The sequence below is a fragment of the Aeromonas finlandensis genome, assembly GCF_000764645.1.
Classification (GTDB): domain Bacteria; phylum Pseudomonadota; class Gammaproteobacteria; order Enterobacterales; family Aeromonadaceae; genus Aeromonas; species Aeromonas finlandensis.
The window spans coordinates 12,804-31,477 of sequence record NZ_JRGK01000292.1 but is presented as its reverse complement, the minus strand read 5'-3'; the positions used below and the strand labels follow the sequence as shown (position 1 = coordinate 31,477).

Annotated in this window: 16 protein-coding genes and 1 pseudogene; 5 read left to right on the top strand and 12 right to left on the bottom strand. The window is 60.6% G+C overall.

What is annotated here, in order from left to right:
- Window positions 1-236: pseudogene (locus LD28_RS22640) on the top strand (hypothetical protein); the annotation flags it as partial.
- Window positions 233-574, top strand: a complete 342-nt coding sequence (locus tag LD28_RS0118295) for an RT0821/Lpp0805 family surface protein (RefSeq protein WP_033138350.1) — start codon at window positions 233-235, stop codon at window positions 572-574. The pseudogene LD28_RS22640 and the gene LD28_RS0118295, both read left to right, overlap by 4 nt.
- Before the next feature lie 92 nt (window positions 575-666).
- On the opposite strand, the gene LD28_RS0118290 is transcribed toward LD28_RS0118295, so the two are convergent.
- Together LD28_RS0118290 and LD28_RS0118285 are read right to left on the bottom strand one after the other, a co-directional pair.
- Window positions 667-2,382: an NAD-dependent malic enzyme gene (locus LD28_RS0118290; protein WP_033138349.1), complete on the bottom strand. Its 1,716-nt coding sequence runs from the start codon at window positions 2,380-2,382 to the stop codon at window positions 667-669.
- 217 nt (window positions 2,383-2,599) lie between these two features.
- Entirely contained in the window at window positions 2,600-3,010 is a 411-nt protein-coding gene (locus LD28_RS0118285; RefSeq protein ID WP_033138348.1) for a hypothetical protein, read from the bottom strand.
- Window positions 3,011-3,181: 171 nt separating this feature from the next.
- Here LD28_RS0118285 and LD28_RS0118280 point away from each other — a divergent pair, with 171 nt between their 5' ends.
- Window positions 3,182-4,330: a hybrid sensor histidine kinase/response regulator gene (locus LD28_RS0118280; RefSeq protein ID WP_241462317.1), complete on the top strand. Its 1,149-nt coding sequence runs from the start codon at window positions 3,182-3,184 to the stop codon at window positions 4,328-4,330.
- 90 nt (window positions 4,331-4,420) lie between these two features.
- Here LD28_RS0118280 and LD28_RS0118275 read toward each other — a convergent pair whose 3' ends face one another.
- The 9 genes from LD28_RS0118275 to LD28_RS23205 all read right to left on the bottom strand — a co-directional run bounded on the left by LD28_RS0118275 (window position 4,421) and on the right by LD28_RS23205 (window position 14,064).
- Window positions 4,421-5,392, bottom strand: coding sequence for a formate dehydrogenase subunit gamma (locus tag LD28_RS0118275; RefSeq protein ID WP_033138347.1), 972 nt, complete (start codon window positions 5,390-5,392; stop codon window positions 4,421-4,423).
- Window positions 5,389-6,018 (bottom strand): formate dehydrogenase FDH3 subunit beta, encoded by a 630-nt coding sequence (fdh3B, locus tag LD28_RS0118270; RefSeq protein ID WP_033138346.1) that lies wholly within the window; start codon window positions 6,016-6,018, stop codon window positions 5,389-5,391. The genes LD28_RS0118275 and fdh3B overlap by 4 nt, the downstream gene beginning before the upstream one ends.
- Before the next feature lie 4 nt (window positions 6,019-6,022).
- Window positions 6,023-8,899 carry a formate dehydrogenase subunit alpha gene (locus tag LD28_RS0118265; protein ID WP_033138345.1) on the bottom strand — a complete coding sequence of 959 codons (2,877 nt, stop codon included), beginning with the start codon at window positions 8,897-8,899 and terminating at the stop codon, window positions 6,023-6,025.
- 23 nt (window positions 8,900-8,922) lie between these two features.
- Entirely contained in the window at window positions 8,923-9,126 is a 204-nt protein-coding gene (locus tag LD28_RS0118260) for a transcriptional initiation protein Tat (protein ID WP_021229865.1), read from the bottom strand.
- A gap of 101 nt (window positions 9,127-9,227) precedes the next feature.
- On the bottom strand, window positions 9,228-9,845 hold the full coding sequence (locus tag LD28_RS0118255) for a TorD/DmsD family molecular chaperone (RefSeq protein WP_033138344.1): 618 nt from the start codon (window positions 9,843-9,845) through the stop codon (window positions 9,228-9,230).
- Window positions 9,846-9,855: 10 nt separating this feature from the next.
- The gene (locus LD28_RS0118250) at window positions 9,856-11,604 is read right to left on the bottom strand and encodes a 4Fe-4S dicluster domain-containing protein (protein ID WP_033138343.1); all 1,749 of its coding nucleotides are present in this window, start codon (window positions 11,602-11,604) and stop codon (window positions 9,856-9,858) included.
- Between the two features lie 103 nt (window positions 11,605-11,707).
- The gene (locus LD28_RS0118245) at window positions 11,708-12,307 is read right to left on the bottom strand and encodes a DUF3306 domain-containing protein (protein ID WP_033138342.1); all 600 of its coding nucleotides are present in this window, start codon (window positions 12,305-12,307) and stop codon (window positions 11,708-11,710) included.
- Window positions 12,300-12,854, bottom strand: coding sequence for a DUF3305 domain-containing protein (locus LD28_RS0118240; protein ID WP_033138341.1), 555 nt, complete (start codon window positions 12,852-12,854; stop codon window positions 12,300-12,302). The genes LD28_RS0118245 and LD28_RS0118240 overlap by 8 nt, the downstream gene beginning before the upstream one ends.
- Before the next feature lie 451 nt (window positions 12,855-13,305).
- Window positions 13,306-14,064 carry a hypothetical protein gene (locus tag LD28_RS23205; protein WP_156120309.1) on the bottom strand — a complete coding sequence of 253 codons (759 nt, stop codon included), beginning with the start codon at window positions 14,062-14,064 and terminating at the stop codon, window positions 13,306-13,308.
- Window positions 14,065-14,317: 253 nt separating this feature from the next.
- Here LD28_RS23205 and LD28_RS0118230 point away from each other — a divergent pair, with 253 nt between their 5' ends.
- On the top strand, window positions 14,318-15,175 hold the full coding sequence (locus LD28_RS0118230) for a formate dehydrogenase accessory sulfurtransferase FdhD (protein WP_033138339.1): 858 nt from the start codon (window positions 14,318-14,320) through the stop codon (window positions 15,173-15,175).
- Between the two features lie 101 nt (window positions 15,176-15,276).
- The gene (locus LD28_RS0118225) at window positions 15,277-16,143 is read left to right on the top strand and encodes a helix-turn-helix transcriptional regulator (RefSeq protein ID WP_013723539.1); all 867 of its coding nucleotides are present in this window, start codon (window positions 15,277-15,279) and stop codon (window positions 16,141-16,143) included.
- 407 nt (window positions 16,144-16,550) lie between these two features.
- Here the strand turns inward: LD28_RS0118225 and LD28_RS0118220 are convergent, their stop codons facing one another.
- Window positions 16,551-18,665 (bottom strand): sensor histidine kinase, encoded by a 2,115-nt coding sequence (locus LD28_RS0118220; protein ID WP_081959617.1) that lies wholly within the window; start codon window positions 18,663-18,665, stop codon window positions 16,551-16,553.
- Window positions 18,666-18,674: the final 9 nt, after the last annotated feature.

Here is an 18,674-nt window from a genome sequence, read left to right as displayed (position 1 = left end):
GCAACAAACTCAGAGGCGATGGTACGGTCGATGACAACGGTGTAGATGCCGTCGATGCCAATGGCAACAAACTCAGAGGCGATGGTACGGTCGATGATAACGGCGTGGATGCCGTCGATGCCAATGGCAACAAACTCAGAGGCGATGGTACGGTCGATGATCGCCAACAAGTGCTTACCGATGATCAGGAGCGGGCTCTGCTCAACAACGGTTTTCGTGAACAGGGGCAACCATGATGCGATATCTGTTACCACTCCTCCTGCTCGGCCTCACTGGCTGCGCCACGGTCGACACCCCACCGCTTTACCATCAGATGGATAAGGCAGATGTTCAACTGGCCAACCAGGCCCTCGCCAAGGCACTGGAAACCCGTACCAAAGGGCAGAGCCTCACCTGGTTTAATCCGGCCAACCGTCACTCGGGTAGCGTCACGCCGCTACGCACCTTCCGCCATACCAATGGGGAGTGGTGCCGCGACTATCGCGAGCAACTCTATATCGGCAAGGCCAGTCAGCAGTGGCAGGATACCGCCTGCCGCAATCAGCAAGGGCGCTGGCGGCCATTGCGCACTTAGCGCGTGCCACGGGCAATAAACGAAAGGGGGTAGCAGCGCTACCCCCTTGTCATATTCACTGGCCCATTCTGACCCGGGCAGTAGTTCCAAGGTTATACCCGGCGATAGGGCAGATAAACCGGCTCCCACATGTGGTGGAGGATATGCTGCTGCAGATCCTGACCGATCAGCGGATGGGAGGGATCCCGGCGCACGATATCTTTGAGCACCGCAGTCGCCACATGCACCGAGATGCTGCGCAACTCGCGAATGCGCGGATAAACGGCCCCTTTCGCCAGATCCACCTCGCTCACGCACTCGGCCAGTGCAAAGGCGGCGGTGGTGAAGATCTCCGGGCTGATCTCGCGGATCTGGCTGACGATGGCCGCCAGGCCCACCCCGGGGAAGATAAAGACGTTGTTGCCCTGCCCGACCCGGAAATCCTGCCCCTCGTAGCTCACATCCTTGAACGGACTACCGGTGGCAACGATGGCCTTGCCCTTGCTCCAGCGATAGATATCTTCCGGCAGCGCCTCGCAGTTGGCGGTCGGGTTGGAGAGCGGGAACACCATGGGGCGCTCGCAATGCTTCTGCATCAGCTGGATGTGCTCTTCCTGGAAGGCACCACCCGATCCGCTGGTACCCAGCAGCACTGTGATGGGCACATGGCGCAGCACATCGGTCAGATTGGCCTTGCCGGGCACCTCGGTATCCCAGCCCGCCAGCAGCAGCCCCGGTTTGGCGTAACGGCGTTTGTACTCGTCGAGCCCTTCCCGGTTGTCACACACCAGTCCCTGGGTATCCAGAATGTAGATGCGATCCCGCGCCGCCTGCGGATCCATCCCCTCGCGGATCATCCCCGCGCAGATCTGATCCGCCACCCCGACCCCGCCGGCTCCGGCGCCATAGACCAGATAGTTCTGCTGGCCGAGGGTTTCCCCCTTGACCTTGACCGCACCGATGATACCGGCCAGCACGACAGCGCCAGTGCCCTGAATGTCATCGTTGAATGACGGCAGCGCCTGCTGGTAGCGGGCCAGATTGTTGAACGCGTTGGATTTGCTGAAGTCTTCCCACTGCAGCACGGCGTTGGGGAAGTGGCGCTTGACCCCGGCGACAAACTTGTCGATGAAGTCGTCGTACTCCTTGCCGCGAATGCGCTTGTGGGGCTGACCCAGATACATGGGATCATCCAGCAGTTTCTGGTTGTCAGTGCCCACATCCAGCGCGATGGGCAAACAACACGCCGGGTGAATACCGGCCCCCAGGGTATAGAGGGAGAGCTTGCCGATGGGGATCCCCATGCCGCCCACCCCCTGATCGCCGATCCCCAGGATACCCTGGCTGTCGGTGACGACTATGATGCGGATCGATTTGGCATCGATATGGCGCGCCAGCGAGCCCATGTCTTCCACGTTTTTCTGGGTGATATAGAGGCCGCGCGGCTTCTGGAAACGGTGACTGAACTCCTGACACGCCTTGCCGACGGTCGGGGTGTAGATATAAGGGGTCATCTCCTCAACGTGGTGGGAGAGCAAGGCATAGAAGAGGGTTTCGTTGCGGTCCTGCAGGGCGCGCAGGTTCTGGTACTTCTCGATGTCGCTGCTTGCGCTCTTGAACCCTTCATAAACCCGTTCAAGCTGGGCTTCAAACGTTTGTACCTGAGGCGGCAGCAAGCCATCGAGCTCGAAATCGGCACGTTCCTGTTCGGTGAAGGCAGTGCCCTTGTTGAGATTACGATCATTCAGCAGATTGGTGCCTGTCAGTGCAACGGGGCGAAAATCCTGTCCCTGTGCATCTTTCCACAGCAGATATTGTCCGGTAGCCATAGTCATTCTCTTTGATTTACGTGAAATTGCCATTCGGCAGGAGATTGAGACTCGTAATGAAATCAATCATATGACGTTTATTCGATCGGTTTTGTGAGCTTGGGCATACCCTGCGGCCAAAAACCAGCGCAAAACAGATTGCCGGATCACACCATCTCTCTGAAACGGACACGGTGGCCGCAGCCACCGTGTTTTTATCAGCACACTCGCATCAGACTTAGCCGCTGATGCCCACCTCCAGCTTGAACTTGGTCTTGGCCTTGCTGCTCTCGGCCGCCCCCATCTGGTAGACACGAATGGTGTAGGTGCCCTTGGCGGGCAGGGTCGCCTCAAAGTGGTTTCCTTCACTGGAGCCGATAAAGATCGCCTCCCCATTGCTGCCTGGCGGCAAAATATTGAAGTAGGGCTTGCCGGTCAGGATCACTACCATGCTCTGGCCCTTGTTGGCCGTCAGCTTGTAATCGAGAGTCTGGCGACCCTGAATGGTGCTATTGATGGTCGCCCCGGACTCTCCCTTCTTGAACTGCACCTGCTGGGTCTTGATCCCGTCAGCAGCCTGCACTGACCAGGCAGAAACTCCACCCAGCAACCCGACCGCACATGCCGCAGCCAACAACGCTTTTTTCATCTTCACACTCCCTACTATTGAAACCATGCTCGCTTACTATTACACATTTTCTGCGGTCCGCTGACGCGCAAAAATCCATCTGGATTACTCTGCCCCCTCATTTGTAAACCTATAAAGGGGACGAACAACTATGCTAAAGATTGGGCCCATAGCACGGAACTGCACTGCGGTATGCCAAACAGCAACACCATAAGCAACATTCTGATCGTCGATGATATGGCCTCCAACCGCTATATCCTGCGCAGCCTGCTCGAAGAGGCGGGTTATCAGGTGCGCGAAGCGACAGATGGCCAACAGGCCGTTGATGCCGCAGCGCAGGTCACCCCCGACCTGATCCTGATGGACATCAATATGCCGGTGATGGATGGCTATGAGGCGTGTCGGCGGATCCAGCAACAACAGGGACCATGGGCACTGCCCATCATCTTTATCAGTTCAAACAGCGAGGTCAGCGCCCTTGAGCAAGCCTTTCAGGCTGGTGGCTGTGACTATGTCTCCAAACCGTTTCATCAGCTCGAAGTGCTGGCCCGGGTGCAAAACCAGCTGCGCCTCAAGGAGCTGGGACGCCAACAGGCCAAGGTGCAGCTCTACCAAAGCCTGTTCCAGCTCACCGCTGGCATTGCCCATGAGATAAATACCCCGCTGGGGGTCGGCATTACCGCTTCCAGCCTTATTCAGGGCGCTGGCGACCTGCTGGCCAACGCGGTGAAAACCGGCGTACTGGGTCAACGCCTGCTCCATCAGCAGCTCACCGATATCAAGGAGGGCACCGAGCTGGTTGAATCCAGCCTGCGCCGGGTTGCGATACTGGTCACCCGTTTCAAGGAGCTGACCCGCGATCAAAACGAGCAGGAGGCGCGCCCCTTTGCGGTGAAGAAGAGCATCCAGCAGATGTTGCAAGCATTCAGCCCTGAACTGCAGATCGACCGAATCACCCCCCGACTTGAAGGAACAGAGATCACACTGACCGCCCCTGAATCCCTTTTTGTCGACTTGTTGCAGGAACTGGTGAAAAACAGCATGGCTCATGCCTTTCAGGGGGCCGGGGAGCACAGTTTCACCATCCATATCGGGCAACATGAAGGCTCACTGCTGCTCACCTATCAGGATTCCGGCCCCGGAATGCCTGCCGACAAGCTGCCACGTCTGTTTGAACCCTTCTTTACTACGATGCGTGGCAATGCCAACCACTGCGGGCTTAGCGCCTGCCGGATCCACAATCTGGTGGAGAACAACCTGCGCGGTTCGGTCAATGTGACCAGTCCGCCGGGCGAGGGATTGCGCTACGAGATCCACCTCCCGCTCAAACCGGTGACCTGAGCCACCGAGCAGAGAGGGTGAATAACAGAGGGATATTGAACAATAAAAAGGGGCGCATCAGCGCCCCTTCCCTTTACCCTTTGTCGACCATCAGCTTGATTTGCCCGCCTTGGACTCATCGAGAGTGTGCTTCACCTCTTCATACCAGAGGTCGTGGTGCTCCTTGGCCCAGGTCTCGTCCACCTCGCCGGTCACCATCCCCTCCAGCGCCCCTTCCAACTGGAACAGGCCCATGTAGATATGGAAGATAAAACCGCAGATGAGGATCAAGGCGCCTACGATATGGATAAAGCTGGCCCACTCCATCTGGCGGCGCAGCTGGCCGAAGATGGGGAAGTCGAGGAACAGCCCGGTCGCCACCACAATGCCGCCAAACCAGATCAGCAGCCAGAAGATCGCCTTCTCGCCGCCGTTGGAAAAGCCCGCCGAGGGGTGACTCCCCTTGTGGGGGCCCAGCATGCCGCCCGCCTTCATAAACCACTTCACATCCACCATGTTGACGATGTTGTGGCGGAACCATTTGATGAGCACCCCCATCAGGCAGAGGAAGAAGAGCGGCCCCACATAGTTGTGGAACACCTTGGCGAACCAGATCCAGTTCTCCCACACCCCGAGGCTCACCACCGGCTTGATGAAGTGCTTGCCGTAGATGATGGCAAGCCCAGACCCGGAAAGGGTCAGAAACATGGCTGCCGTGGTCCAGTGCAGCGCCCGATCGAGCCGACTCCAGCGCTTGAGCTTGCGCCCGGTGCGCGGTTTGGAGAGTCGGGTCGGCCCCACCGCCCAGTACATCAGGCCGCACATGGCGAGCGACCCGAAAATGGCGATGGCACCAAGCGGCGATACCCACTTGGTCTTCACCTCGAACCAGAGCTGGCCCGGCACCGAGATCAGTACCCCGTGCTCCGGCGAGCGGGAGGTGGTCACCCCCTCCTGCCCATCCTTCACCGCTCGCCAGTAATCGGCGCCGGCAAAACCGACCGCCTCTTTCTCGGCGTCGGCGAAACTTGCGGTACTCACCAGCAGCAGGGCAGCAAACAGGGCCATTAGCCAGGTTTTCATGCCGACCCTCCCTGCTTGTTCACCTTGCTGGCATCGCGATAGAGCGCCTGTTCATCAGCACCCCAGCCTGCGTGCGGCGCACCGCGATAGGCGACCCGCTCGCGGAAGATGTCGGAGATCACCTGCGCATCCCCCGCCAGCAGTGCCTTGGTGGAGCAGAGCTCGGCACACATCGGCAGCTTGCCCTCGGCGATGCGGTTGGCACCGTACTTCTGGCGCTCCGCCTCGCTGTGATCCTCTTCCGGGCCACCGGCGCAGAAGGTGCACTTGTCCATCTTGCCCCGATCGCCAAAAGCGGCGGTTTTCGGGAACTGGGGCGCCCCGAACGGACAGGCAAACAGGCAGTAGCCGCAACCGATGCAGAGATCCTTGTTGTGCAGCACGATGCCGTCGTCGGTGTGGTAGAAACAGTCGGCCGGGCAGACCGCCATGCAGGGGGCATCGGTGCAGTGCATGCAGGCGACCGAGATGGAGGTCTCCCCCGGCAGGCCATCGTTGAGGGTCACCACCCGGCGGCGCTGGATGCCCCACTCGAGGGCATCGTCGTTCTCGTTCTTGCACGCCGTCACACAGCCGTTGCACTCGATGCAGCGCTTGGTGTCACACATGAATTTCATTCTGGCCATGGGATCAGGCTCCTACTTTACGAAAACGGCACAGGGTGACCTTGGTCTCCTGCATCTGGGTGACCGGGTCATAACCATAGGTGGTGACTATGTTGACCGACTCCCCCAGCACATAAGGGTCAGACCCTTCCGGATATTTGGATCGCAGATCCTTGCCCTCGAAGTGGCCGCCGAAGTGGAACGGCATAAAGGCGAGCCCCGGTTTGACCCGCGGGGTCACCAGCGCCTTCACCTTGACTCGGCCCCCTTCCGGCCCCTCGACCCACACATCCTGACCGTCGCGCACCCCGACATCGTTGGCGTCCGCCGGGTTCATCTCGACGAACATCTCCTGCTGCAACTCGGCCAGCCAGGGGTTGGAGCGGGTCTCGTCGCCGCCCCCCTCATACTCCACCAGACGGCCGGAGGTGAGGATGATCGGGAACTCCTTGCTGACGTCCTTCTCCTGCACCGAGGCGTACTGGGTCGGCAGGCGCCACAGGCTCTTGGAGTCTGGCCAGGTGGCGTAGTCCGCCAGCAGATCCCGGCGCGGGGTGTAGAGCGGCTCGCGGTGCTTGGGCACCTGATCCGGGAAGGTCCACACCACGCAGCGCGCCTTGGCGTTGCCATAGGGGACGAAGCCATGCTTGATGGCGACCCGCTGGATGCCGCCAGAGAGATCGGTCTTCCAGTTCTTGCCCTCGGCCTCTTTCTTCTCGGCCTCGGTCAGCTCATCCCACCAGCCGAGCTGTTTCATCAGGTCGGCAGTGATCTCGGGATAACCGTCTTCCACCTCGCTCCCTTTCGGCCAGGAGTCTTCGGCGAGCAGCGAGACGCCCTGATACTCGATGCCGAAACGTGCGCGGAAACCGCCGCCCCCTTCCGATACCGGAATGCTGGTATCGTAGAGGATGTGGCTGCCGGGATGCTTCATCTCCGGGGTACCCCAGCAGGGCCAGGGCAGACCATACACTTCGCCGCTGACCGGGCCGCCTTCGGCCTTGAGGTTGGTCTTGTGGAAGGTGTGCCAGTTCTGCTGGTGCGCCTTGAGCCGCTCCGGGCTCTGGCCGGTGTAACCCACGCTCCACATGCCGCGGTTGTATTCGCGGGTGATGTCTTCCAGCAGTGGCTGGTTGTTCTCAACCTTGATGTGTTTGAACAGCTGGTCGGCAAAACCGAGCTTCTTGCTCAGCAGATACATGATCTCGTGGTCGACCTTGGATTCGAACAGCGGCTCGATCACCTTGTCGCGCCACTGCATGGAGCGGTTGGTGGCGGTAACGGACCCATAGGTCTCGAACTGGGTGGTGGCCGGCAGCAGGTAGACGCCGTCGGTGCGATCGTTCATGACCGAGGCGACGGTGGGGTACGGGTCGACAATCACCATCATGTCGAGCTTTTGCATCGCCTTCTTCATTTCCGGGCCGCGGGTCTGGGAGTTGACCGCATGGCCCCAGTAGAACATGGCGCGGATGTTGGAGCCCTGCTCGATGAGATCGGCATTCTCCAGCACCCCGTCCACCCAGCGGGAGACCGGAATGCCGTTGTTGTTCATCGGCAGCTTGCCGTTGTAGGCCTTGTTGTCGAAACGCGCCTTGATCCACTCGTAATCGACATCCCACACCCGGGCCCAGTGCTTCCAGGAGCCCTCTTCCAGCCCGTAGTAGCCGGGCAGGGAGTCGGAGGTGACGCCAAAGTCGGTGGCGCCCTGCACGTTGTCGTGACCGCGGAAAATGTTGGTGCCAGCTCCGCTCTTGCCCACGTTGCCGAGAGCCAGTTCGAGGATGCAGTAAGCGCGGGTGTTATTGTTGCCGGTGGTGTGCTGAGTGCCGCCCATGCACCAGACCACGCAGCCGGGACGGTTGTCGGCCAGCAGCTTGGCGGCATCGTGCACTTGCTGTTCGTTAAGACCGGTCACCCGCTCCACTTCCGCCGGGGTCCAGCGCGCCACCTCTTTTTGCACCTCGTCCATGCCGTAGACGCGGGTGCGGATGAACTCTTTATCTTCCCAACCGTTCTTGAAGATGTGCCAGAGCATGCCCCAGATAAAGGCGACGTCGGTGCCCGGACGCAGGGAGAGATACATGTCTGCCTTGGCGGCAGTGCGGGTACGGCGCGGGTCGACCACCAGGATCTTGCAGCCGTTGCGCTCTTTTGCCAGCAGGATGTGCTGCATGGCGACCGGGTGGGCCTCCGCCGGGTTGGAGCCGATGAACATGATCGACTTGCTGTTGTGCATGTCGTTCAGGCTGTTGGTCATGGCGCCGTAGCCCCAGGTGTTGGCGACGCCAGCCACCGTGGTGGAGTGGCAGATGCGCGCCTGGTGATCCACGTTGTTGGTGCCCCACAGCGACGCCATCTTGCGAAACAGGTAGGCCTGCTCGTTGGAGTGCTTGGCCGAGCCGAGCCAGTAGACGCTGTCGGGGCCGGACTCCTTGCGCAGGCGCAGCACCTCGTTGCCCACCTCTTCGATGGCCTGATCCCAACTGATACGCTGCCACTTGCCGCCCACCAGCTTCATCGGGTACTTGAGGCGACGCTCGCCGTGGCCGTGCTCGCGCAGGGCCGCCCCTTTGGCGCAGTGGCCGCCAAGGTTGAAGGGGTGATCGAAGGCCGGTTCCTGACCGGTCCAGACGCCGTTCTGCACCTCGGCATAGACGCCGCAGCCCACCGAGCAGTGGGAACAGATGGTGCGCTTCACCTCGACCGGCACCTCGGCCGCCACGGTTTTGGCCTCGGCCCGCTGCATCATGGCTGGGGCCAGCCAACCGGCGGCCACGGCGCCACCGGCTACCAGACCGGAGTTGACCATAAAGGCGCGACGGGTCAGCCCCTGACCGCGAGTGGCCTCATTGCCCTGCTCGCCCACTGGGGGCTGCTCGGCACGTTTTGTCAGTTTCATGAATTCTCCTTCACTGATCCGGCTCAGTCGGTGCCGCGCAGGGTGCGATAAAAGTCGTGAACATGGGGGGTCTCCCGATAGCCCTTGTCAGGCTCGGTGTCGTGGGTCAGCACCTCTTTGCCCACCACCCGACCGGTGGCACCGGCCAATACGCCTATGGTGGCGACCACGCCAACTCCCTTGATCAGATTGCGGCGGGACGGGTCTTTCAGCTTTTCATCGCTCATTCTTGTGACCTCTGTTTTTGTAATTTCCGGCGCCTGCGCGCCAGCTTCGCGTCCAATGGGATATCTCATCTGCTCGTCTTGTTATGCACAGATAGGGGCGTTCAGCCCGGCACCACGCAGGCGCCAAACGGCAGGCGCAATTCGTTTTCCAGCTTGAAGAAATCTTCGGCAAGGGCGCCGACCGCCCGGTAGAAGCTACCCCCTTTCGCCTGTTGCTGATCACGGCAGCAGGCGAGTACCCAGGGGGCAAGGTGGCGCTCATAGAAGCGGTTGCGATCCGGGTGCTGCTCGGCAATCAGTACCGCCATCACCTCACAGAGGGCGGCCAGATGATCTTCCGGCTCGCACACCCCGCTCTGGCGCTCGAAACCCAGCGACTGGAGGTCTGCGCGCAGCACCGCCAGCGGCAGCTCCATCAATGAGCCGGTGAGATACCAGGAGGCAAACGGCACGATCTCCCCGCGCCCCAGACCGATAAAGAGATCCTGATACTCCTCGGCAAGCTCGTTTTCGTGGTGGCTGCTGGCCGCCAGCTGCACCAGCCCCAGCCCTCTGGCAAAGGGGCCCGGCATAGCCTGCAACCCTTGCAGCCAGGCGAACTGTTCGCCTCGGGGAGCGGCGCGCCAGAGGCTCGCCAGCAGGGCGTAGAGATCGGCGCTACTCTGTTCCAGTTCGGTCATGGTCAGTTCGCCTGCGTTGTCATTGAGTTGTTGATTCATCACAGGCCCCTCATATCTTGAGCTGGGCGGCAGGATCCGCCGCCAGCGCTGCAAACACATCCTTCACCCGGCAATCCTCACACATCAGCAACCGCTGGGCGGCCTCGTTCTGGAAGTGGGAGTGACCGGCCAGTTTTTGCTGGATGCGACGGATCATCGAAGCGGGTGCGAACGGCTTGCCGCAGCGAATGCAGCAGGCGGCCTCTTCGGCTTTCAGGCTCTGCACGGCGCGGCGCGCTTCGGGCACGGGTTGCAGGCGGGGCGTGAGCACGATGGCCTGCTCGGGGCAGGCCTTTTCACACATGCCGCACTGGATGCAATCCTGCTCGATAAAGTTGAGGCCGGGGGCATGGCCCACCGCATGCAGGGCACGGCTCGGGCAGACCGCCACGCAACCCATGCAGAGGGTGCAGTCAGCTTCTTTCAATTCAACGCTGCCGTATGGGGCACCGTGGGGCACCGCCAGCGGCTCGCGGCGCCCCTCATTGGCCTGCCAGAGGGCATCGAAGGCGGCAAACAGATTTTCCCGTTTGTCCCCCTTGAGCGGCTTGTCCAGCAGGGCAACAGCTGGCTCACCGGAGATCGGCTTATCTTGTTCAGCATCAGGGTTAAACAGGGCGATGCGATCGGCAGAGAGACCGGCGCCCGCCAAGAGCACGGCGGCGCTGGCCAGCTCCCGCTCAACCAGCGCACGGACGCTTGCGGGGGCATCATCGCCCAGTGCAATGCGCACCGCGCTGGCGCCATAGGCGAGGGCGGCAAACCAGCTCTCGATGCCTAAGCTGGCGCTCTCCTCCACCCAGATCGGCAGCCAGTTGGCGGGCAGGCGGGTGAGTTCGGCTTCCACCCATTCGCGCTCGTTTTCACCGGCGATCAGCAACTGGGGCGCTTCGCCGCTCGCCTCCCGGTAGTGCTTGAGCAAGCGCAGCAGGTAGTCGCCGCTGGTGTTGGCATCGGGCTGGTGATAGGCAATCGCCCCGGTCGGACAGGCAGAGGCGCAGCTACCGAAGCCCTGACAGAGATGGGGATCGATCTGGATGCGACCATTGATGGGCTTGAGGGCATCGGTCGGACAGACATCGAGGCAGCGGCTGCAACCGGGCACGCCGCGGGCGGTAAAGGCGCAGGCCTCGGGGTCCAGGCGAAAATAGCGTGGCTTGTCGAAGATACCGGTCAGTGCGCAGATCTCGGCGAGCCGTTCAGCCAAGTCTGTGTCATCGGCCAGATGCAGATAACCGACCGGCGGGCGCTCCAGCGCAAACAGCGGGGTGCGGCCCAGATCGGCCACCAGATCGAAGCGCGGTTCGCGTGGCTGTTCACTGACAACAGTCGCTTGTTGTGGAAAGCCTTGTTGTGGGAAGCAAAGCGCCGCAAGGTTAACCCGCTCCCCCTGCCCATTGAGGCCGGTGAGCTGGAACTGGCCGAGATACCCTGTCAGGCTCGGCTCGCGCAGGGTCAGGGCGTCTAGAGCGGCGGTAGCCTCGAAGATGGCCTCGAGATCCGCAGCCTCGGCGTCAAAAACGGATTCGGTCACCAGCAGAGTGGGCTTCACCCCGGCGGGCAGCAGGCTGGCAGCGCGGCGAATGCGATCTTCCGGGCCGACCAGCAGCAGGCGCCCCTGACTCTGGTAAGAGACAGTGGCCGGGATCAGGTTATCGGTCTTGACCGTATGCTGCAGGGCATAGGCGCGAGCGCGCGCGTTATCCGCCCCGTGGGCCAGATTTGAGGTCAGATTTGGCAATGTTTGTTCAGTGCTCACATACACTCCTGGGCGCGCCACCTCATGGGATGGGCGCTTGTTGGTAAGCCGAGAGAGCAAGAGGCGAGCCAACTCCCCCGGAAAAAAAGTGACTGACAGGGAGTCAGGATCCTGAGGGTTCCATTCCCCCACCCTTGGTTGGGACATTTTGTCCACCAAAGGAAGCCAAAATGTCCCGATCGTCGGTGGGGGTTTGAGAATGGTTATCAGCCAGCGCGGGCGGCTCGGCGGCCGGTTCGCTGACAATCGCCACCGGTTCAGCTGATCCTGTGGCCGGATTGACCGATTCTCTGTCAGGGGCGGTTACCTGTTCCACCAGCCAGTTGCGCAGGCCAGCGGTCAGAGCCGCAGGCAGCAATTCGGGCTGGCTGAAATCCTGGGTGTAGTCGTCGAGCCCATCCGGTTTATGGCTGCGAAACATGGCCCGCAGCGCCTCCTTGTCGGGGAGTTTGGCCTTGCCCGTCTGAGCCGTTGTTAGCGGTGTTTCGCCACTCTCGGCCCCCTCAACGGCAAGGGGTTCACAGCTCCCCTTGTCAGTGCTGACTACGGGGCTATCCAGCGAGTTATCTGGAGTTTCACCTTCGCCACTGCCTTCGATGGGGGCTGCAACCACCTCGGGGATAACCTCTTCCCGTGGCTGCAATGCCTGATGCTTGCGCGCCTCACTCTTGCGAGACGACCAGCGCTTGAGGAACTCACTCATGGCCGCTGTTTCCGCTGTCACTGCCACGCTCGCGGCCATCGGGGCCGGTGGCGTTAACGGCGCCGCAGCTGGCTTGATCTACCGTATCGACACCGAGCTGATCCTGCGCCCGTCCCTTGCCCTTCTTGCCCTTGCGGCGGGCCTCCAGCAGCTCGCCGTGACGACCGATAAAGGCCTCCACCCAGGCTTGCAGCGCTTCGGGCAGCGGGCAGGAGAGCACCTGCCGCTCGCCATCCATATAGGCGGCGGCCACAGTCTGGCTCAGGGTGAGGCCATCGGCCACAAAGCCATTGTCCACGCGGCTTCCGGTGACAAAGAGGCGGGGCGAGCCGGAGCTCAAGTTGAAGCGATAATCCCCCCGCTCATCGCGAAACAGGGTAAGGGGCAAGGCACCGGCAGCCTCAGGTTCAGCGGGATGGAGCGCAGCTATCTCAAAACGGCGGCTCTGCCAGCGGCCAACCTGGCTGTCGATGGCCTTTAACTCCAGTTGCAGCCAGCGCTGCGGGGAGAGGGGTTTGGTTGTCTCTTGCACTGTCACGGCTCCCATCAGAAGGTCTCTGCCGGGCCGCCCTCCCCCGTGATCCACCCCGTTCGAGGCGGATCAGAGCAGGAGATTCATGGCGGCCACGGCCATCAATGGGATAAGACTTAGCAAGAGTGGGGCCAAGGCAGGCTTGGTAGCCGATGGGGGCTTTGATGCGGGTTGGCGCGTTGTGCGGGATATGGGCCGGCGCGGGCGTAGGTTGGTGCTGAGCGACATATGGCGTAAAACCAATCCGCCAGAACCTAATCGACAGGGATAGCAATAATCGAATAACACCGAATTATCCGATTATTGCCTTTATATGGCTGTTCACGGTAAACGTTGGGCTTCACTTCGTTCAGCACCAACCTACGATTTAGCCAAACAAACGGGATTCAAGGTGAGCAGGGTATGCAGGAATTCCAATACGCAACTTTCAGCTGGAAACATGTTATTAATTTTCAGCTCAAGATTGTTAGTTTTTATCATTACATTTCTTTTTGAAAGAAAAATCGAAATCTGCACCTGTCCGCTGAAAACAAACATAGTTAGAAAACAATTCATCATATCCATAATCAGTTAACATTGATTGAATCAACTCAGGTGTTATAACGTGGTCTCCAAAACTATTTGGAACGCGCCCCCATTCATTACCAATAAATCCATTCACATCTATAAATGCAGTATGCTTCTTGCCATCTAAAATATAAATCAAAATATACAGAACAGAATCATTGTATATATGACCATCAAATGTAGGTCTATTTATAGTGGCCAGTGTCATATCTAGAAGAAAACTATCTCTAATTTCTTCATGCTGACATTTAACCAGATTATTTCCTGTGTTTATGTAGAAATCTATCTGCTGAGATAAGAAGTTAGGCTGAATTCTATCACTACCGACCGTTAAGTATGCGTATTTATCAATTGTAATCGCAACAGATTCTTTTGCTTTCAGGACAACAGGCTCTTGTGGCCTATATAAATCAATTTTAATGTCATTATCTAATACGAGATGAATTGACCAAATTACAACCGGCTTATCCTTTTTATTACTGACGATAAGTTTTGATATTTGAGCATCACTGTATTTATCACCAGAAACAACATATGATGCCGTTAGTTTAAAACCTATTTTTGCATGATAAAAATAAAGCGCATATAGTGTACCAATAAAAGCGATAACTGCACGAGCATCATCAAATAACGAATGTACACTTACAGGAATATTCAAAGCGCCCTCTCTCATAGCTCATTGTATATGTACTCCCCCTGCATCCAATACATCAACATTGGCGCATAGGCATTGTTCTTTATCTAATCAATTTTTCTAGCTCACTGATAATACCCTTGAGCAGTTAGAATTTTCCATTTTATTTTTAAGTATGCTTTATCAAACTTACGATTCACTTACCAATTCACACAATCTGGAACAAAACTTGCTGTAACCCTCCCCTTAGATCCCGGCAACCGGTCGCGAGGGGCCCATGACACCGACCTTTATCAAAAGCAATGCCGCCGCCCAGCTCACCATGGCCGTCGAGGTGATGGATGAGCAGGGCACGCTGCAAACCCGCCAAATCGCCTGTGAGCGGCCACTGACGGTCTACCTCAACTGGAAGGAGATCGTCACCCTGATGACGCTGGGTGCCCGCCCCGAGGCGCTGGTGTTGGGTTATCTGAAAAATCAGGGCTTTATCGAGGATATTGCAGCCATCGAGTCGGTCATCGTCGACTGGGAGAGCGAGGCCGCCGCCGTGGTGAGCAGCCAGCAGGCCGCCGATCTCGATAAGTCACTGGAGAAGAAGACGGTCACCTCCGGCTGCGGTCAGGGCACCATGTATGGCAGCGTGATGAAAAAGCTCGAAGGGGTGGTCTTGGCGGCGCCAGAGCTGAAACAGAGCACCCTCTACGCCCTGCTTAAGGCGCTGTCGGCCCATAACGAAACCTACAAGATGGCCGGTGCCGTCCATGGCTGCGCCATCTGTCGCGGCGCCGAAATCCTCTCTTTTGTCGAGGACGTGGGGCGCCACAATGCGGTGGATACCCTGGCGGGCGAGCTCTGGATGCGCGGCGAGGCTGGCCACGACAAGATCTTCTACACCACCGGGCGGCTCACCTCGGAGATGGTGATCAAGGTGGCGCAGATGGGCATTCCGGTGCTGCTGTCGCGCTCCGGCGTCACCCAGATGGGGCTGGATCTCGCCCGCCAGCTCGGCATCACCATGATTGCCCGCGCCAAGGGGCGCCACTTCGAGGTATTCAGCGGCCACGACCACCTGCAGCTGGACGAGAAGCCGCCAGTGCTGGCGCCAAGTTCGGCCGGTCGCGGGATGCGGGACTAGGCAATGAACGAGTTTATGAGTGCCGAACAGATCGCTCTGTATCTCGACCACGCCACCACACAGGCCACCACAGGGGTCAGGAACAAGCCATGAACGAGTTTATGAACGTGAAGCAGGTGGCCGAGTACCTTGATCTCAACGAGAAGAAGGTCTACCAGCTCGCCAACGAGGCGCGCATCCCCGCCACCAAGGCGACCGGCAAATGGCTGTTTCCCCGCTCCCTGCTCGATCGCTGGCTGCTCGGCAGCTGCCACGAGGGGGTGATGAACGACCGGCTGCTGCTGGCGGGCTCGGACGATGTGCTGCTCCACTACGCCAGCAGCCGCTTGGCCCAGCAGCTCGGCACCCAGGCACTGGTGGGCTACACCCCGTGCGGCACCCGTCAGGGGCTGGCGATGCTGGCACGCGGCCATGTGGATCTGTGCGCCATCCACTGGGGGCAGGCCGAAGAGGCCCACCTGCGCCATCCGGCGCTGGTGCAGCAGTATCAGGGCCACCGGCAATGGGTGATCGTTCATGGATTTCGCCGGGTGCAGGGGCTGGTGCTGCGCCAGGGATTGCAACCCAAAGAGGCGAAAGAGGCGCTCGACTGGCGCTGGGCCATGCGTCAGGAAGGGGCAGGCAGCCAGCGCGCCCTGCAGGAGTGGCTGCAAACGCAAGGGGAGTCGCTGACCCGGCTGGAGCGCACCCTCGAGGTCAACAGCGAGCGAGAGCTGGCCGCTGCCATCAGCCGTGGCGATGCGGATGTGGGGCCCGGCGCCCAGAGCACCGCCACCGAGTTTGGCCTCGGCTTTATGCCCTTGTCGCAGGAGTGCTTCGATCTGGTGATGCCACAAGGGGTCTTCTTTCGCACCCTGCTGCAACAGCTGATCGGCTGGCTGCAATCCCCCGAGGGGCGCGAGCTGGCGGCCCGCCTCGGCGGCTATGACCTGACCCAGAGCGGCAAGCTGGTGTGGAGCCCGCAGTAAGCGGCATCGCCCAAAGCAACCCTTCCCTTTGGCACTTTGCCGCCTCTCTGGCTGCCCGACCTGAGAGGCGTGTTTTCTTATCCCGCCCGCGTTGTCCCTGCCGGTTCTGTCATCACCAGCGCTTGCCCAACCAATTGCCCAACCAAGAGTGAGATCGGAGGAGGCGCGCAAGCGGCCCCAACCGAGCAGTGGCAGGCGTTTGGGGCACACCTCACCTTGGTATAAATAAAAATGGGGTCATTTAGCCAAAACACATAAATTCTATTTATAGCGACGCCGTTGGCCCCTCAACCGGTGCAAAGACATGCCCGGCGGCCCGGCAAGGGCCCCCTCCGATCAGCAGACGCGGCATAAAAAAATCCCCAAGGCTTGCTCGGGGATCTTTGCAGTTGCACGAAGGTGAAGAGTTACTGACTGCGCTCGCCGCCGCTTTCACGCCCTTCGGCATTGAGGGCAATGCGCCACCCTTCCAGCTGGGCCGGTTCGCCGCCGCTTGGCAGCAGGGCGTGGCTGCGCAGCCGCACGGTAAAGCAGCTCCCCTGCCCCGGGGTGGAGTCCACCAGCAGCTCGCCGCCCCAGCGGCTGATGATGCGGTGGCTCAGGGCCAGCCCCAGTCCGGTGCCGGTGGCGCGGGTGGTGAAGAAGGGGTCGAAGATCTTGTCGATAATGGCCGCCTCGATGCCGCTGCCATTGTCGATGACCCGCACCTCGGCCCCGCGCAACTGACCCAGTTCATCGACCCAGTCGCGACTCTCGACCCGGATCTCCCCCTGCGCCCCCAGCGCGTGGCTGGCGTTGACCAAGAGGTTGATCAACACCTGCAACAGCTGCTGGCGATCCGCCTCGATGGGCTGCTGGGCCTTGAGATCGGCCACCAGCGCCACCTGCTGCTGGCGCAGGGCGGAGCGCACCAGGGTCAGGCTCTCCTCGATGATGGGATTGAGGTGCTGCCACACCGGCGCGGTCTCGTAGTCGCCGGGGCGCGAATATTGCAGCAGGCTGCGGGTGATGGCACGAATACGCTCGATCTGGGCCAGCACCAGCGCCAGCTCCTCGCTGACCGGCTCGGCCGCCTCCCCCAGCTCCAGCTTCATCAGCTCCACGTTGCCGAGGATCACCGCCAAGGGGTTATTGATCTCGTGGGCCACCCCGGCCGAGAGCTCGCCAAGGGCTGCCAGCTTCTCGCTGATCAGCAGCTGCTGGCGCGCCTCGGTCAGCATATGGATATGATCTTCCAGCTCGGCGGTCTTGAGCTTGAGGCTCTGGGTGCGCTCGGCCACCTTCTGCTCCAGCGCGTCGGCGCTGCGGGCCATCTGCTGCTGGTGCGCCTCCTGCCTGTCCAGCATGGCGTCAAACTGGCGACCGAGCTGGGCCAGCTCGTGGTCGGGGTCGAGGGCCAGCGGGCCGATGCGAGCCGACTCCCCGGCCTGCACCTGCCGCACCACCTTGTGCATCCGCTCGATGGGGGAGAAGAGATCCCGCGCGCCGCGATAGACCAGCAGGCCCGAGATGAGCAGCAACAGCACCACGCCGGAGCCCAGCTCTACCAGATTGGTGAGGTAGGTGCGGATGATGGGCCACTCGAGAAAGCCGACATAGAGCATGCCGATCCGCTCGCCCCGGGCCCCCAGCAGCGGCTCGTAGCCAGAGACATACCAGGCGTCGTGGACGAAGGCGCGGTCAACCCACATCTCCCCCCGCCCCAGCACCTGTTCACGCACCGGTGGCGAGACCCGGGTGCCCACCGCCCGACCCACCTGACGGCTGCTGCTGACCGGCACGTTGGTGCTCACCCGCAGATCGTCGAGAAACAGGGTGACGGAGCCTATGCTCCCTTGCGGCAGGGTGTTTTTGGCAAACACCTGCCCCTTGAGCTCATCCACCAGCCGGGTGCTGCCGTTGATCAGCTCCCCCCCTTCCAGTACCGCCCAGAGGGAGCCGTCGCGAGCCATCACCGGCGTCAGTGCCAGGCTGATCAGCCCCCGGTTCTCCACCGGCTTGGTGCCATCCCGTTGCCACAGTACCGCCCGCTTGGCCAGCACAGGAGCGAGGGCGTGCATCTCCTGCTGTGACCAGACCACGAAGTGGCTGACGCTGCGTCCGGCGCGCAAGGCCGTCAGCTCCTGCGGTGTCAGGCTCCCCAGATCGACACTGCGGCGCAAGCGCAGAAAATCGAGGCCGTAGTTGGCCGCCAGCGGCATCACCCAGTTCTGCAGCTGATCCGGCGATTCCCGCAGCCGCAGCTGGAAGGCCCAGGCATCGCGCAGATGTTCGAGGCGCTCGGTCTGGCGCTGCTGCTGCACCGTGATGGCGTGGTGGGCCACCCCGAGATCGCTGCGCACCGTGGTGAGCAGGTTCTGCCAGCTGTAGGTGAAGGTCCAGTAGAGGGTGAGCGCGATCATGCCCGCCAGGGTGAGCATGATGGGCACCGAGGTGAGCAGCAGAAGGCGCCAGCGCACTTTTGTTCGCACGCAGCGGGGCAACAGGACGCGCATAAAGCGGGAGAGCAGGGTCTGTTTCATCGCCACCCC